Source organism: Nostoc sp. DedQUE04, from assembly GCF_034530995.1.
Lineage (GTDB): Bacteria > Cyanobacteriota > Cyanobacteriia > Cyanobacteriales > Nostocaceae > Nostoc.
This window is the reverse complement of record NZ_JAVRCA010000020.1, coordinates 103041-119230: the sequence shown is the minus strand read 5'-3', so window position 1 is coordinate 119230 and position 16190 is coordinate 103041. Positions and strand designations below refer to the sequence as shown.

Below are 16190 nucleotides of genomic sequence, written 5' to 3'. Positions count from 1 at the left end.
TCAACTATTTTTCCCAAAATATTTTGGATTGCTTCTGCATCACTATCAAAGCCTTGGATGGCAAGAGTTTTAGGCTATAGTATTGCTGGAAGTCTCTAAGAAAACAATAAATTTGTGAGCAATTCTGCTGTTTTGCCTCCCTGGCTGGTTTTAGATCCTCTTTTGCGTAGCTGGTTATTGGAGGATATTGGTAGGGGCGATCGCACTACAAATACTCTACTAGTAGAAGATGTGACCCTAGGCTCTGCTAAATGGATGGCTAAAGCTTCAGGGATAATTGCTGGCTTACCAGTTGCAGCTAGGGTGTTTCAGATTTTGAATGAAAAAGTTAGCTTTGTGGCGGTTGCAGCTGAAGGTACATGGTGTGAGCCGGGACAGGTGGTAGCTGAAATTCATGGTTCGCTGGATGCGCTGCTGATGGGGGAACGAGTCGCACTCAATTTGGCTATGCGGTTAAGTGGAATTGCTACGCTGACTAATATATATGTAGAGAAAATTGCTGATTTACCTGCTCAGTTGGTGGATACGCGTAAAACTACGCCAGGGCTAAGACTGTTAGAAAAGTACGCGACTGCTTTGGGTGGGGCGATTAATCACCGCATGGGGTTGGATGATGCGGTGATGATTAAGGATAATCACATTGCTGCGGCTGGCGGAATTGGAGAAGCTGTTACCCGTATTCGTTCTCAGATTCCTTATCCCTTGACTATAGAGGTAGAGACTGAAAGTTTAGAGCAAGTGAAAGAAGCTTTGCAGCACAAGGTTGACATTATTATGCTAGACAATATGCCTTTGGATCTAATGTGCCAGGCGGTAGAGTTGATTCACCAACAAGAGAGCCAGGTAAAAATTGAAGCTTCGGGGAATGTGACTTTGGAAACGATTCGCGCTGTGGCGGAAACTGGTGTTGACTATATTTCTAGCAGCGCGCCGATTACTCAATCGAAGTGGTTAGATTTAAGTATGAGGATTGTACTTTAAATAGAAAGAGGCAAATCATCCTACTGCAAAGTCATTGTAATGTCGCATTCAGGACTTATGCAACTGGCACAAGCAATGGTGTGCGAAGCGCACCGAGCACCCAAAAACTACACAGAAGACATCGCAATATCTGGACGTTTTAGTTGCTCAATTAAATAATTAGAAAGCAAATTGTACTTGAGCTTGTAAATAGTTTTACCTGTTTGATAAGCTAAACTTTTCAGTCTTAGCCAAACTAAGATAACTCAAGCAATATGATTTCTTTGAAGACGGGCTTGACAGCATTGAGATGATTCAATGCCAGTTAGTTGCTTTATTTCTCTATGAAGCTCCTCAATGAATCAGGAGATTTAAAAGCACAAGGCTTTTTGTTACTTTTTCAGCAAGTCCTATGTACTACTGGCTAGCGATCGCACTGTGCCAATTGCTTAAGTCCTGGCATTTTTGGAGGCTCAAAGCCTAACACAATATCTTTCTTGTAATGTGATAGCGAGTTCAATCAACTAGTTTGTAGACACAGTTGAAAATAGTGGATTTTGGTTAGACTACAATCTGAAATTAGAAAAAATGAGAAAAAAGCGATCGCTTACTAATTATCTAAGAATTACCTGAGAATCATGGCAATGGTTACGGGCAATAAATTCAGATCATTTGTTACCAAACTTAATTTACAAGTCTCAGAAAATAGCGATCGCTTTAAACAACAGGTTTACTAATTTGCAGCCCCATGATTACTAAGTCCCGTTCAACGCTATCAAGTTCGGCAATTTTAGGCAAATGTCCCCAGCGTTGAAAACCAAATGTCTCAAAGAGTTTTAAACTGGGCTGATTGTGGGCAAAAATGAAGCATACTAGGCTCTTTATACCCAAACTAGGACTTTCGCTAATTGCTTGTGCTAAGAGTTGTCGTCCCAAACCACACCGATGAAAGCTAGGGGTGATATAAATACTAATTTCGGCAGTCTTACTATAAGCAGGTCGCCCATAAAAGGATTGGAAACTAAGCCATCCAGCTATTACTCCTTCTACTTCGATTACCCAAAGTGGGCGTTGTGAAGGCGATCGCCCTTTAAACCAAGCAAGGCGACTTTCCACAGATACTGGTTCTAAGTCAGCGGTTGCCATGCGGCTAGGAATTGCAGTGTTGTAAATTGCCACAATTGCAGGCAAGTCAGTTTCAGTCGCATGGCGAATGGTCATTGCTACCGTCTCAGAAAAAATCTTCAGAAAATATTTAAGAATAATACAGTGTTAATAATAGCAATTCTACGGTTTCTATCGTAATTGTCACAGATACTTTGTCAGATAGGGATAGTCTACCTTAGATAAGATAATGTCTAACCTTAATACCAAGTATGCAATGCGCCACTATAAAAGCCACCACTGCTGTTATAACTAGAGCAAAATTACAACACCCTACTTAATGTATTTTATTTAACAGAGAAACTTTTTAAGTTATAACTTTTTCTTTCTCTAGCATGATTCAGTACTCATGCTAGAGAAATAGATAAATTTATCATCCCAGAACAAATAAAATTTTTATCTGAAGATTTATATACTCCTTTCTACTCCAAGCTTTCTATCAGAAAATAATATCTCAATTCCTTTAGCAGGATAGATTACAAATAATTCTATCCTGAGTGAACACATAGATTTTTTAGGATTTTACATAACAAAAAATTACACTTGTCGTTATCCTAATAAAAGCTGGGTTTCAATTCTATTTAATAAATACAAGTTATATATAGCTAAAGATAGAGGTTGATCTCATATATTATTATTTAGAATTAATATAAAATAATTAATTAAAGTTAAGCAAAATTACTATGTCTATTAATTGTTTGAATATTAATAACAAATTTAGTATTAATCAAAATACTAATATTTCAAAAGTTGTTGAAATAGCGCTTTTTATAGATCAAATAAAAAGTAGTATTTGGGTTTTTGGGATTCCATCTTGGCTTTTTGGAATAACTGATAGGAGTATAGCCGCATTTGCCGATGGTTATTTATCTCCTATAGAAATATTTCAGCTATTTACAGCCTCTTTCTTTTTTGTGAGTTGGTTATATCTAAAGCCGGAAGAAAGCTTCAATAGTAATGATTTAGACCCCAGCCAGTATCAAGAATATCTGGATCGCACTCAAGCTAATAAGCTTCAAATAAAAAAGCTCCACATGATAAGCCAGGAGTATATTTTACCGTTTCCTTATATTTGCCAAATATATCATCTATTGAGCTTAAAGCATTTGGAAACAGTTCATAAATTTAGCCTTAACAACCTAAAAATTTTTCAAATTAGCCACTTTCAGCCCACAAATACTGGTGGGATAATTAAATTTCAAACAATATTAGACTCACCAGCTAATCCTTTGAGAATTTGGCGACAACCTATTGTAGAGGTGGATTTAATATTACACACCCCTTACACTGTTGAACTAAGTATCCCAGTTTACAATAACAAAAGAATAATTGTTATATTTCATGCTTTCCCGTTAAATGACTCAGAACATCAATTTTTTATAGATATTTATAGTGACTTAGACTGGCCAAAGCCATTATTACAAATAATATTGCATTTTGCTTCTTGCTTGACTCTATTTGAAGATTTGCCATATTTAAGAGCTTTAGCTGAAAAAAATATAGGGCGTTTATTCAACTTAAGTAAAACTTCAAATCACGAGACTGCATTGCTATTTAAAAGATTCGTTGAACTTTATAGTTCGAGTGGAGAACCAACTAGATTAGTTGAGGAAAGGGAAGATAGTTAGGAGTTAGGAGTGAGGAATTAGGAGTTTAAAACTTCTAATTTCTGATTTTATTTAGGGACTTGCAAAAAATAAATTATTTAAAATTATTTCTAGGTTTGTAAGGGCGCAAAGCTTTACGCCCTTACTATGATGGGGTGTTTTTTTACTGAAAGTTTTTTAGTTAAGCGCGTGCTAGTAAGGGAGCAGCAGCTAGTAAAGTTTTGGTATAAGGGTGCTGAGGATTGGCAAAAATCTTTTTTGTCAAACCAAGTTCGACAATTTTACCACCATTCATTACGGCAATCCGATCGCACAAAAATCGAGCTAACCAAAGATCGTGAGTGATGAATAGATAAGTTAACTCAAACTCTTCCTTTAATTGCAACATCAAATCTAGCACCTGCGACTGAACGCTGGCGTCTAACATACTCACTGGTTCATCGCAGATTAAGAGTTTCGGGTGAGTAATCAAAGCACGAGCGATCGCTACTCGTTGTTGTTGCCCACCAGACAAATCCGATGGATAACGCTCATAATACACTTCTGGCGGTGTTAAGCCAACTTTATTTAGCATCCACAAAACCTGTTCTTTTGCTTTGGCAGGATTGGCTAAATTGTGGATAAATAAAGGATCTGCAATACTTTGTCCCACTGTCATTGCTGGATTGAGACAAGCATGAGGGTCTTGAAAAACCATTTGTATTTGTCGCCGCGAGGAACGAATTTCTTGACGCGATAGTTTAGTTAAATCCTGTCCTAAAAACTCAACTTTGCCACTAGTGGGACGAATTAGTTGCAATATTGTTCGTGATAGTGTGCTTTTACCACAACCTGATTCCCCGACTAAACCGAGAATTTCTCCTGAATAAAGATCCAAGTTGATTCCATCTACTGCTTTAATTGTCTGTGCTTGTGTGTTAAGCAGTCGTTCGATAAAATTAGGTTCTATAGTGTAGTGTTGCTTGAGTTCTGTAACACTCAAAATTGGAGATTGCTGATTAATAATCGGTAATTGCTTTTCTTCATCATTGGCAATTATCAATTCTCCACTATCAGTTACTGCTTGAATATGTAATGCTGCTTTTAAAAGCAATCGCGTATATTCATGTTGAGGTTGCCTAAATACGGTTTCTGTAGAACCCATTTCGACCATTTTGCCGTTGTACATCACGCCAATGCGATCGCAATACTCAGCCACCATTGCTAAATCGTGAGAAATCAGCAGCAATCCCATATTTTCTTCACCGCACAGGCGAGTTAATTCTTGCAATATCTGCGCGGAAACAGTGACATCTAAACTGGTAGTGGGTTCATCGGCAACAATAAACTTGGGTTTGAGAAGTAAAGCTAAAGCGATCGCTACCCTTTGTCGCATTCCACCGCTAAACTCATGAGGATACTGATTCCAGCGACTGACTGGAATATTCACTTTTGCCAAGGTAGCAAGTGCTTTTTCTTTAGCTTCCCGCGTTGATAATTCTGGTGAGTGCGCTTGGAGAGTTTCGATACAATGCTTACCAATGGTCATCAACGGATCGAGGCGTGTCATGGGATCTTGAAAAATTAAGGCGATCGCTTCTCCCCGAAATTTCCGTAACTGATTAGGTGTCAAGTCAAACACGGACTGTCCTTGAAATGTCACCCGTCCCTCAATCCGGCTAGAGGATGGTAGTAAACGCATTACTGCCCGTCCGATAGTTGATTTACCACAACCTGACTCTCCCACCAATCCCATTCTTTCACCTGGTTTCAAGGTGAAAGATACATCATCAACCGCCCAGCTTGTTTTTTCTCCACTTCGCCCAGGATAGGCAACTTGCAGATTTTCGATACAGAATAAGGCTTCACTCATAATTAGTTATCAGCCCTGAGCTACCAGTTTTTATAATTTCAAATTTAGGATAGTCTATCAAATTAAGTATTAGACCTGTTTTATAAAACTTGCCTAAACATTAGCCAAACTTGATTTAGTGTACCCGTAGCATGGCAATAAATCTCCCGTCTTAGCAATTGGAGACAGCTATCGATATTCTGGATAACCATTGCTAAAGTTGATACAGCACACAACTATGATGTTATAAGTGCAAAATTTAAATCTGTAGGAACTAGAATCAAAATTAAGTCAGTAAATTAGGATTTTCAAGTTAATATTATGGAGCAAAATCAGCCAGAACAGCGCCGTGCTGCCGATCAAGTATTTCAACAGTCCCTCGAACAGTTGGAGGATATCTTACAAGAAAGTTCGACTGAGGAAGAAGAAATCCCCCAACTGCATAGTAGTACTTTCACTGAAGTCGAACTCGATGAAGACTTGATAGATATTGATTTAGCCGCTCTTGAGGACGCAGTTGCTGATATTGAACAATATCTTGAAGAAATAACAAAAACCCAATTGGGGTAAAAAGTTAAAATTTATTACTGACAAATTAGTTGCCGTTGAGCTTCGTACAACATTAAAGCGGCTGCGATCGCCACATTCAAGGATTCCACTCCAGGACTCAAAGGAATTCTGACTTGGTGGTCTGCGATCGCTGCTAAATCTGCTGACAATCCAGCACCTTCATTTCCCAGTAAAATCATACTGGGTTTTCGCCAGTCCACTTCCCAATAAGTTAAAGTCGCATTGGGTAAGGTTGCCACTACCTGCATTCCTGCCTGCTGACTTTGTTGGACTGTCGCTTTTAAATCTTCGGTTACGGCTGTTGCGAGGCGAAACCATTGCCCTGCGGAAGCACGTAGAACTTTAGGACTATCTAAATCTACACTATCTCCACTGACCCACAACCCTGATGCTCCCGCGGCGGCGGCGGTGCGAATCATCGTACCCAGGTTGCCGGGATCTTGTATCGTCTCTAAAGCTAGCACTAAACCAGTCAATGGTAGTTGAGTTTGGCGTTGGCTTCGTTTTGCCGTTGCCACCACACCATCCGGTTGGACTGTGGTAGCGATCGCATCCAAAACTTCTCTACTGACAATTTCGGCGCGATCGCATCGGCTACAAGCTTCTTCCCACAGCGAAGGATGGGCGACTTGCCAATCTGGGGTACAACACACTGTTTCTAGCAGGTAATTGACCGCGCAAGCTTCTTCTAACAAGTGCGTCCCTTCTAGTAAAAATAACCGTTGCTTATGCCTCTCCTTGGTGGAGTGCAGCTTGCGAATTTGTTTGACTAGGGAATTCTGTAAACTGGTCAACATCAAAAAGTTAAGAGTTAGAAATTAATAGTTAGAAGTTAATTTAGTTGTTTTTCAACTTATAACTCTTAACTTATAACTCCTAACTTAGATAGTATGCGGAACCCGGGACTTGAACCCGGAAGCCTTGCGGCACTAGAACCTGAATCTAGCGCGTCTGCCATTCCGCCAGTTCCGCTGGCATTTGTGCTTATCGACAATTTCTTATTATTGCGTTATGTTTTACATTTGTCAAGTAAAAGCATAATGCCTACTTAAAAGTTTCTAACTGGAAACGTGTTTTTCAGGTACAAGGTCGAATCAAAATATTAACTCGACAGTACAGCATTGATTTTTAGAGAATACTTAAGTTATTTTACTGAGTATTTAATTTTGCTTAAAACTACTGCTGATTGATTATTTTTTTAAATTTTTTAAAAATCTCAAAAAGCCTGCTATTGCTTGTTTACAGCCTGCATTTTCACCAAAAAAAAATTTTTTTTATACCAAACAGTGCTTTAAAACGTGGACATTTTGAATCTTTACTGTAGAATCAAAACCAACTTCAAACATATAAAATACGTATTACTTTTGGAGGTAAGCTTATTAATCCTTCTACCATCTTACCAGATGCCAAAATTACTCCAGAAGCAGACTCCTCAGTCTTGCAAATTTGGGGTGGGCATCCTTTGCGGGGTCATGTAAAAATTAGCGGGGCAAAAAATTCAGCACTGGTAATCATGGCTGGAGCCTTGCTGTGTCCGGGCGATTGTCGTATCCGTAATGTCCCTTTGTTAGCGGACGTAGAGCGGATGGGTCAGGTGTTATCGGCTTTGGGTGTGCAATTAACCCGGCAAGGTGACATTTTAGACATCAATGCCAGCGACATTAAAACATCAAAAGCTCCCTACGAATTAGTTACCCAGTTGAGAGCGAGTTTTTTCGCCATTGGAGCCATTCTGGCAAGACTGGGAGTAGCACAGATGCCGTTACCAGGCGGTTGTGCGATTGGGGCAAGACCAGTTGACTTGCATGTTCGAGGACTGCAAGCAATGGGAGCAGAAGTACAAATTGAGCATGGCATTTGTAATGCCTACGTCCCTGGCAGCAGCCGGAGATTAAAAGGTGCGAACATTTACTTAGACATTGCCAGCGTTGGAGCTACGGAAAATTTGATGATGGCGGCTACCCTAGCAGAGGGTGAAACGATCATCGAAAATGCTGCCAGAGAACCGGAAGTAGTCGATCTAGCTAACTTCTGTAACGCGATGGGAGCGAAGATTAAGGGCGCGGGGACTAGCAGAATTATTATCGAAGGAGTCCCGAAGTTGCATTCTGTTGACTACAGCATTATTCCCGATCGCATTGAGGCTGGGACGTTTTTGCTAGCAGCAGCAATTACCCGCTCAGAACTTCTTCTCTCGCCAGTGGCTCCAGAACATCTCATCCCAGTAATTGCCAAGTTGCGGGATATTGGAGTGACAATAATTGATGAAAAGCCTAACCAATTACACATTCTGCCAGCGGAAACCCTTAAGGCAACGGATATTGAAACTCAATACCATCCAGGTTTCCCCACAGATATGCAAGCACCATTCATGGCTTTGCTAGCAGTGGCAGAAGGCGACAGCGTAATTAACGAATCCGTCTTTGAAAATCGCTTGCGTCATGCCTCAGAGTTGAATCGTTTGGGGGCAGATATTCGTGTCAAAGGCAATGCTGCTTTCGTTCGAGGAGTACCAAAATTATCTGGCGCACCAGTATTAGGTACAGACTTACGAGCATCGGCAGCGTTAGTCATCGCCGGACTAGCGGCAGAAGGACAAACCACAATTCAGGGTTTACAACACCTCGATCGCGGCTACGATCGACTTGATATGAAATTGCAGCAATTGGGGGCTAAAATCCTTCGTGTGGGCGAAACCTCAACAGATGCAGAAATCGCTCCCAGCATCAGTAGTCTGTCAAGTTGAAATCGATCGGTTAAGACTGATGCTGGGATTAGAGGAACAAGGGAGACAAAGTAAAATTTTCTCCCTTATCTCCCTTTATCTCTCCCATCTATACCTTACAATCTGCTAAATTCTCCTGATAGATAGAGGCTTTTAAGCTTTGCCTATATCTTTTTTTGATGAATATTCTGGAAAAATCTGTGTTGGCTGTTACAATATTGTTAAGAAAAGTTGCCCGTTGCATTTTGGGAACGCGCAATTGGGTTTTAACTCTCTTGAGAAGACAACGCAAAAACATTTTTTAGACCAGCTGTGGGAGGCTGGTCTTTTTGTTTTTAAAGTTATCACAAATTATACTTATATCTTTAAGTATAATACTCATGTTGTTTTATTAATTACTTTTATTTCTGTGCTTCGATAGTTGATGAGGAGCGATGTCTACGACGGGCTATTTGGTGTCGCCTTGCAGAAAACCTCAAAAATAAAGCGATCGCCTGTTCTGGAAAAGTTAGTGCGATCGCTTTGCAGAAAACCTCAAAAACAAAGCGATCACTTATTGTGGAAGAGTAAGCTATCGCCTTGTAGAAAACCTCAAAAATAATGGGATCGCCTGTTGTAAAAGCGTGAGTGCGATTGTACTCTGAGTTAATTTTCCACAGAACTACAGTTTTGGTAGTTCCTTGGAAATGAAGCTAGAGTTGTGAAGATAGCAATTAAAGAACTAGTTAGACTGAAGCTTTTACAGCTTCAGATACTGGCTCTACAACAGGCTTAGGTAAAGGCATCAATTTAATATTAGGGTCATTAATATTGACTCCATATGCGCTGCTATATTCTCGTTGAATTTGTGCTATTTCTTGTTCTGTCATTTTATCGGCACCAATAAGGTAGGCAATCAGCTTTCCTCCTAAATTATGAGCCTGTTGCGCCCTAGCCATAGTTCCACTAGGAGTTACAAGCACATTAGTCCAATTTTTTGAAGACATTGACCAATCAATTGTATTAGCTCGTTTTACGGCTTCACGAAGACTCAAACGATCATTGCGTGTTGCAGCAATCAAACCTTTGAATAAAGCAATTTGTGGAAGTGACTTAAATAGCAGCGAGTAAGGCTGGTCATCCTTACGCATTTGTGGAATTTTACTAGTATTATGAAGTGCATCTTGATAAGGTTGAAGCCCTTCTAAAACAATATTCCAAAACTGTTCAACCCATTCATAATATTGCTCAAGATCCTCTTCAGAAGGGCGAGACGTTTCTCCAAGTGACACGTTTTTATCATTAAGAATGAGCTTCACAGTTTCGTAGACGACACTAATAGTTGTCAGTTTTGCGCTTCGGGCAGTAATAGTGTTATTTTTCCATTCTACAATATCTTCTTTTTCGTTTTTTGTCCCTTTTACCTTCCAGCCAAGTGGTGCTCCTTCATTGAGTAAATTACGTGCAATGATTGCGTTGCCATCATCTTCACTAGTAATAATGTTGTCACTACGACTTGTGGATTTAGCATAACGGTTAACTTTGTTGAAGATGCGTCGTGTTTTTTCATTGCTTTCATGATGGATGAAAATGACGCAAATATCATCGTTTGGCACTTCCTCACGGCATACTCCATCTACACGATTGTCGTGGTTTGGTTTGATTACCATCTCTAGAGCAAGAAGGCGGTGCTGACCATCAAGCATAATTAAAGCACAGCCAGCAATTGTAAGGAAACCCATCTTATCGGCTATTAACTGATAGCCAGCAGGAATATTAGCTTTTAAAGCTTTGATACTCTCAAAAATAACTTCTCCTTTGTAAATTAGAACAATCACTGCACCGAAAAAGCGATCTTGCGATCCAGCAATATATGGAGCAATCTGTTCCTTAATTCTTTTTATGTCTGGGTCACGTTGTAATCGATCCTCAATGCTCATTGTTGTCCATTCATCTAGCTCGCTAGCGGCGCGTACCCTATGTACTAAATCACTAGCAGTCATAGTTGCTTGGTAGAAGTCCGTGTTACCCATTTTTCCTTGTATACAAGGAATTACTGAAACAGAAGACATTGATAACCTCTTAGTAAGTTGAGTGTGAATAAATATTTGGTAGCTTTTTTTGCAAAAACTAATATTTGGATCTAGTTAGTATTAAGGCTAAATGCATATCAGTGACATTAACCTTGCAAAATATAATGTCACTGAAAAGTCAATTATTTTTAACCTGACTGTTGCTCAATCCATGCTTGAAGCTCAAAGTTAGTCATATTGTTAATATGCTGAGGGGTGCGAATGCCTCGCATTTTTGCTATCTCATAGGCTTTAACCTTCAACAAAGGATCTGCCTGTTTTGAAGCTTGAACCTCTTGGCGAAACTGACGTACTGCATTGATCACCTCTAACCCTTGAGGATGATCAAGTGCCTTAAGCGTTAAAATGAAAAAGTCTTGCTGCACCTACTTTTCTCCTTATTATTCATTTTTGTTTGTGCAAACAAACCGCTTGTATTTGCAAACTAAAATGATTTTTGCACAAAATTTTGCTTTTTAGTACAAATTTTTTATTTTGTTTGTACAAACACTATGTAAAGTTTTAATAAAATAGGGATACGTTTAACCGTCTCCCAGTTTTTAAGTATTTATAGTTGGTTAACTGAATCTAATGATTCACTTCGTCCTTTAAACAAAGCAAATGTAGAGACACGAGATTTTGTGTCTCTACATTCGGCATATTTACACGGTTATAGCCTAGTCTATCCCTTCAATTCGGTCTTCAACTTCTTGGTACAACTCGCGCAGACGATCTAAATTCTCCTCGCTAGTCTCCCAATAACCGCGTCCATTCACTTCCAACAAAGTTGATACAATCTTGCGGAAAGAATGGGGATTAAGGTTCAGCAACCGTTTCTGCATTTCTTCATCTTTGATGAAGGTTTCGTTAGTATCTTCGTAAATCCAGTTATCCACAGCGCCGGCTGTCGCACTCCAACCTGTTGTATTCACCAACCGCTTGGAGAGTTCGCGCACACCTTCGTAACCATGAGACAGCATCCCTTCGTACCATTTGGGATTTAATAATTTGGTACGCGCATCTAAGCGCACGGTTTCTGATAATGTCCGCACTTGGGCGTTAGCTGTGGTTGTATCTGCAATATAAGATGCTGGTTTTTTACCATCACCGCGCAGACTTTCCACAAGCTTAGTGGGATCTGAATCAAAGTAATGAGAAACGTCCGTTAAACTAATCTCGGAAGAATCCAAATTTTGGAAAGTTGCATCAGCAGTTTTCAATGTACTCTCAAAAATCTGCCGGGATTCGTCCATGATTCCGGGGTTATCGGAATTGAAGGAGAAGGATTTCCGGTTGAGATACATTTCCTGCAACTCGGCTTCGCTATCCCAAGTGCTGTTTTCTACTGCCAAGTTGATATTTGACGAATAGGAACCAGAAGCGTTGGAGAAAACGCGCGTCGCAGCTTGACGCAGATTAATCCCCATATCCTCAGCTTGTTGCAAAGCGTGTTTGCGAACAAAGTTCATTTCTAAAGGTTCATCCGCCTCAGCTGCCATTTTCACCCCTTGGTCTAGCAGGTTCATTTGGTTGATGAACAAGTCGCGGAATACACCAGAACAGTTGATTACTACATCTATTCTGGGGCGTCCCAATTCTTCTAAAGATATCAATTCCAACTTGTTCACCCGTCCCAAAGCATCGGGAACTGGACGCACGCCCACCATCCACATAATTTGCGCTAGGGATTCACCGTAAGTTTTGATGTTATCGGTTCCCCAAAGGACGCAGGCGATGGTTTCTGGCCATTTTCCTTCGTTTTCGGCTTTGTTACGTGCCAAAAGCCTGTCTACAACGATTTTGGCTGATTGGACTGCTGCGGTTGTGGGGATGGATTGCGGATCGAGTGCATGGATATTCTTACCCGTGGGTAATACATCTGGGTTGCGGATGGGATCGCCACCAGGGCCGGGTAAAACATACTCACCTTCTAAGCCTTTGAGTAATGCTCCCAGTTCGTTATCGGCACAAACTTGCTGGAGGCAGAATTCTAAGTACTCAAACAGGGGTTTTAGGGCTGCGCCATCGACTTTGGGATAACCTGCTTTATGCAATGCTTCTACCCAAGGTTCTTTTTTGCCCATGTTGAAGAAATTCAACCGGGAAACTAGAGAAACTCGTCCTTCAGCGTCGATTTGCTCTTGCACAAGGGCAGTTACTGCTGCACGGGTTGCCAAAGTGATATCTTGCAATAACTGGACATCTTCTAAAATACCTCGATCGCTATTTTGATAAATATCGTCAATGTTACGCCCAATGCTGTTAGCGATAATTCCGGGCAAGCCTTGAAGTTCTTCTTCTTGACGATCTAGACTGGCAATATTGACCAAAGTTGCGATCGCTTCTTCTGCACTTGGTGGTTTACCAATGACGTGCAACCCACAAGGCAACAACCGTGACTCGATTTCCATCAACTTGCGGTAGACGTTGCCAACAATATTATCGCGATCGTCGATACTCATGTCTCTGGCATCGGTTTCTGGCAGGTCAATATCCTTATCCAGATTTACGATCCGACATTTATCCATGATGCTGTTGACAATGGAAACACCGCGTCCACTATCTTTCAAGGTTTGGTAGGAAGCAATTAATTCGCTGAGTTCCTTCAAACCTTTATATAAACCAGCATTTTCTGCCGGAGGTGTCAAGTAGGAAATTGTTTCAGCATAACTCCGACGTTTGGCAATTGTCGCCTCACTCGGATTATTGGCTGCGTAGTAATACAGGTTGGGAATTGAGCCAATCAAGTTATCTGGATAACAATCACCAGACATCCCCATCTGTTTACCTGGCATGAATTCCAAGGAACCGTGTGTACCAAAGTGCAGTACAGCATCAGCTTTCCAAACTTGCTCTAGGTAAGTATAGTAGGCAGCGAAACCGTGGTGAGGACTAGCTGAACGGGAGAACAACAGCCGCATCGGGTCGCCTTCGTAACCAAATGTGGGTTGGACACCGATGAAGACGTTACCGAATTGCTTACCATAAATTAGCAGATTTTGCCCGTCGCTGTTGAGATGTCCAGGAGGTGGACCCCAGTTTTCCTCTAAGCGTTGAGAGTAGGGTGTCAGCGCCTCATACTCAGGAACCGACATTTTATAAGCAACGTTCAGTTCTGGGCTGTTGTACTGCGCTTGAGCGTCATGGATGACTTCTTGCATCAACGCTTCGGCTGATTCTGGCAACTCTGGTAAGTCGTAGCCGTTATTCTTGAGGGCTTTCATCACCTCGTAGATTGAGCCGAATACATCCAAGTAAGCGGCGGTTCCAACGTTGCCTTTATCTGGTGGGAAGCTGAAAACGGTGATGGCGACTTTTTTATCAAGCTTTGGTTTGCGGCGGAGGTTAGCCCATTTTAAGGCGCGTTCGGCTACAGCTTCAACCCGATCGCGCAGTGCGATCGCTTTCCCTGTAGTTCCATCTCTACCTGATAAAATTATCGGCTCAATTGCTCCATCCAATTCAGGAATTGCAATTTGCAAAGCTACTTGAATTGGATGTAACCCTAAATCGCTATCCATCCACTCTTCTGTGGTTTGGAATACTAAGGGTAGCGCCACCATATAAGGACGGTTTAAGCGTTTGAGTGACTCAATTGCCTTGGGATGGTCTTGTCTGGCTGGGCCACCCACTAAAGCAAAACCAGTCAGCGATATCACTGCATCTACCAACTGTATGTTAGTAGTCGGTTCGTAGAAGAAAGCATCCACAGGCTTGGAGAAGTCCAAACCACCAGCAAACACAGGTAATACCCGCGCGCCTAATGCTTCCAACTCCTGCACCATTGCCACATAATGGGCATCATCCCCTGTAACTAGGTGGGTGCGTTGCAATACTAACCCGACACAAGGAGCTAGGGGATCTTTGAGATCGCTAGAAATATCCTTACGAGCTGTATACCAATTGAGGTACTCTCTGACATCTTCAAACATATTGGGAGCCAAAGGATGCCAAATCCCTAGATCGGGATAAACCACCGGCTGTTCGTATGTAGAAGGTGCAAAATTCTGTTTTTCTAAACCTTTAAATACATATTTATCAGCTAGCATCAGCAAGAAGTTTTCCAGATTTTCTGGAGAACCACCTAGCCAATACTGAAAACTGAGCATGAAATTTCGGGCATCCTGTGCCTTGTCCATTGGTAAAAATTTCAGCACTTGCGGCAGGGTACGCAAAAGCTTTAACATTCCATCTTGGAATCCCGCACCTGATTTTTCTTTGCGTTTCCGCATGAATTGGGCGATCGCACTTTTTGACTGACCCAACTGTGCCAAAGAAAAGCTACCCATTTTACTCAGGCGCATTACTTCTGGCATCGAGGGAAAGACAACGGAAACATCCAAGCGATCGCGGTGTGGTTCTACTGCTGCTACTACTTTCTGTGCTAAGTCTTCGATGAAAATGAGGGAAGCGATGAAGATATTCGCACTCTCGATTTCTCGTTTGAACTCCTCATAGTTCTCTGGGTCGCGGAGTTCCTCAATCAAGTACCCGCTGATTTCAATCGCCAAGTTAGGATTGTTCGCGTTAATCGTGCGAACCGCTTGCGACAATGCGCTTTGGTACTGGGACTCAAGCACGACATAGACCACCTTGATTAAACTACGTCCGCGTAAGTTATCAGGCGCAATGTGTCTAATGGTGGACTTGACGTGTGTGAACATGCTTCTTCGGCTCCTTTGATGCGTGTTCTCTGAAGGAAGTTCCTAGCGGCATTAGCAGCCACAGGTAACTTGCGATTTTTTAGGCAATATCTGTTTTTTATCAGAAAACGCTTGCCCAGTAGGCATTTTATCCTCTATCTGACACAAATCGATATAAAAAACGAAATATTTCTTCGTAATTGTTGACTTTTTATAAAAGTATTAGCTCACATATTTGTAAAATTTTTGCAATACTTATTTTTAATAGTTAAATAGCTAAATAGCTATTTAAATCCATTTACAAAACAAAACTTGCTTTGCTGACTAAATATTTTTTAGTTAGCATAGACATACCTTAAATATGTAGTTGTAATTTATAAGAAGCAGTAGAAAGGCAGAGTTTCTTTCGGATTAAATTGAGAAATTATCAACAAATACAGTTCGGTTAAGAATTTTTTGGAGAACCATAGATAGGCCTATAGAGATGCGAAACTTCGGGTCTCTACACTATCCACTAAATAAAAAGCAATTAGTATTTATCTTCTGCTTAAATAAAACCATGCTTGAGAAGAAAACAGAATAAAAATGAAGTATAAAATTTCTCGTCATGCACAGACAGAAATGGAGCGAAGAAATATA

At 40.9% G+C, this 16190-nt stretch carries 11 protein-coding genes, 1 tRNA gene and 1 pseudogene; 5 read left to right on the top strand and 8 right to left on the bottom strand.

The annotated features are described in order from the left end of the window. The first annotated feature begins 114 nt into the window (after positions 1-114). On the top strand, positions 115-981 hold the full coding sequence (nadC, locus tag RM049_RS16395) for a carboxylating nicotinate-nucleotide diphosphorylase (protein WP_322704936.1): 867 nt from the start codon (positions 115-117) through the stop codon (positions 979-981). Positions 982-1088: 107 nt separating this feature from the next. On the opposite strand, the pseudogene RM049_RS16390 reads toward nadC, so the two are convergent. Further along, positions 1089-1319, bottom strand: a pseudogene (locus RM049_RS16390) (transposase); the annotation flags it as partial. A gap of 358 nt (positions 1320-1677) precedes the next feature. Further along, a complete protein-coding gene (locus RM049_RS16385) occupies positions 1678-2181 on the bottom strand; it encodes an N-acetyltransferase family protein (RefSeq protein ID WP_322704935.1) in 504 nt (167 codons plus the stop codon). Positions 2182-2807: 626 nt separating this feature from the next. Here RM049_RS16385 and RM049_RS16380 point away from each other — a divergent pair. Then, on the top strand, positions 2808-3752 hold the full coding sequence (locus tag RM049_RS16380) for a hypothetical protein (protein ID WP_322704934.1): 945 nt from the start codon (positions 2808-2810) through the stop codon (positions 3750-3752). A gap of 160 nt (positions 3753-3912) precedes the next feature. Here RM049_RS16380 and RM049_RS16375 read toward each other — a convergent pair whose 3' ends face one another. Further along, positions 3913-5583, bottom strand: a complete 1671-nt coding sequence (locus tag RM049_RS16375) for an ABC transporter ATP-binding protein (RefSeq protein WP_322704933.1) — start codon at positions 5581-5583, stop codon at positions 3913-3915. A 300-nt stretch (positions 5584-5883) separates the two neighbouring features. Here RM049_RS16375 and RM049_RS16370 point away from each other — a divergent pair, with 300 nt between their 5' ends. Further along, complete coding sequence (locus tag RM049_RS16370; RefSeq protein WP_322662724.1) at positions 5884-6132, top strand: hypothetical protein; 249 nt, start codon at positions 5884-5886, stop codon at positions 6130-6132. A 14-nt stretch (positions 6133-6146) separates the two neighbouring features. On the opposite strand, the gene RM049_RS16365 is transcribed toward RM049_RS16370, so the two are convergent. Next, positions 6147-6929 (bottom strand): RNA methyltransferase, encoded by a 783-nt coding sequence (locus tag RM049_RS16365; protein ID WP_322704932.1) that lies wholly within the window; start codon positions 6927-6929, stop codon positions 6147-6149. 94 nt (positions 6930-7023) lie between these two features. After that, positions 7024-7104: transfer RNA gene (locus RM049_RS16360), tRNA-Leu, on the bottom strand. 406 nt (positions 7105-7510) lie between these two features. On the opposite strand from RM049_RS16360, the gene murA reads away from it, so the two are divergent. Beyond that, entirely contained in the window at positions 7511-8878 is a 1368-nt protein-coding gene (gene murA / locus RM049_RS16355; RefSeq protein WP_322704938.1) for a UDP-N-acetylglucosamine 1-carboxyvinyltransferase, read from the top strand. 403 nt (positions 8879-9281) lie between these two features. Continuing rightward, positions 9282-9458 carry a hypothetical protein gene (locus RM049_RS16350; RefSeq protein ID WP_322704931.1) on the top strand — a complete coding sequence of 59 codons (177 nt, stop codon included), beginning with the start codon at positions 9282-9284 and terminating at the stop codon, positions 9456-9458. A 124-nt stretch (positions 9459-9582) separates the two neighbouring features. On the opposite strand, the gene RM049_RS16345 is transcribed toward RM049_RS16350, so the two are convergent. The 3 genes from RM049_RS16345 to RM049_RS16335 form a co-directional block, all read right to left on the bottom strand. Further along, positions 9583-10908, bottom strand: coding sequence for a DNA sulfur modification protein DndB (locus RM049_RS16345; protein WP_322704930.1), 1326 nt, complete (start codon positions 10906-10908; stop codon positions 9583-9585). Positions 10909-11057: 149 nt separating this feature from the next. Then, on the bottom strand, positions 11058-11294 hold the full coding sequence (locus tag RM049_RS16340) for a hypothetical protein (protein WP_322704929.1): 237 nt from the start codon (positions 11292-11294) through the stop codon (positions 11058-11060). A gap of 291 nt (positions 11295-11585) precedes the next feature. Beyond that, the gene (locus tag RM049_RS16335; RefSeq protein WP_322704928.1) at positions 11586-15572 is read right to left on the bottom strand and encodes a magnesium chelatase subunit H; all 3987 of its coding nucleotides are present in this window, start codon (positions 15570-15572) and stop codon (positions 11586-11588) included. Between the last annotated feature and the right edge of the window lie 618 nt (positions 15573-16190).

What these genes read in the sequence shown, in the direction of transcription:
- RM049_RS16385 (WP_322704935.1), bottom strand. Translation starts at nt 2,181, where the DNA reads ATGACCATTCGCCATGCGACTGAAACTGACTTGCCTGCAATTGTGGCA.
- RM049_RS16375 (WP_322704933.1), bottom strand. Translation starts at nt 5,583, where the DNA reads ATGAGTGAAGCCTTATTCTGTATCGAAAATCTGCAAGTTGCCTATCCT.
- RM049_RS16365 (WP_322704932.1), bottom strand. Translation starts at nt 6,929, where the DNA reads ATGTTGACCAGTTTACAGAATTCCCTAGTCAAACAAATTCGCAAGCTG.
- RM049_RS16380 (WP_322704934.1), top strand. Translation starts at nt 2,808, where the DNA reads ATGTCTATTAATTGTTTGAATATTAATAACAAATTTAGTATTAATCAA.
- RM049_RS16370 (WP_322662724.1), top strand. Translation starts at nt 5,884, where the DNA reads ATGGAGCAAAATCAGCCAGAACAGCGCCGTGCTGCCGATCAAGTATTT.
- RM049_RS16345 (WP_322704930.1), bottom strand. Translation starts at nt 10,908, where the DNA reads ATGTCTTCTGTTTCAGTAATTCCTTGTATACAAGGAAAAATGGGTAAC.
- RM049_RS16335 (WP_322704928.1), bottom strand. Translation starts at nt 15,572, where the DNA reads ATGTTCACACACGTCAAGTCCACCATTAGACACATTGCGCCTGATAAC.
- RM049_RS16350 (WP_322704931.1), top strand. Translation starts at nt 9,282, where the DNA reads ATGAGGAGCGATGTCTACGACGGGCTATTTGGTGTCGCCTTGCAGAAA.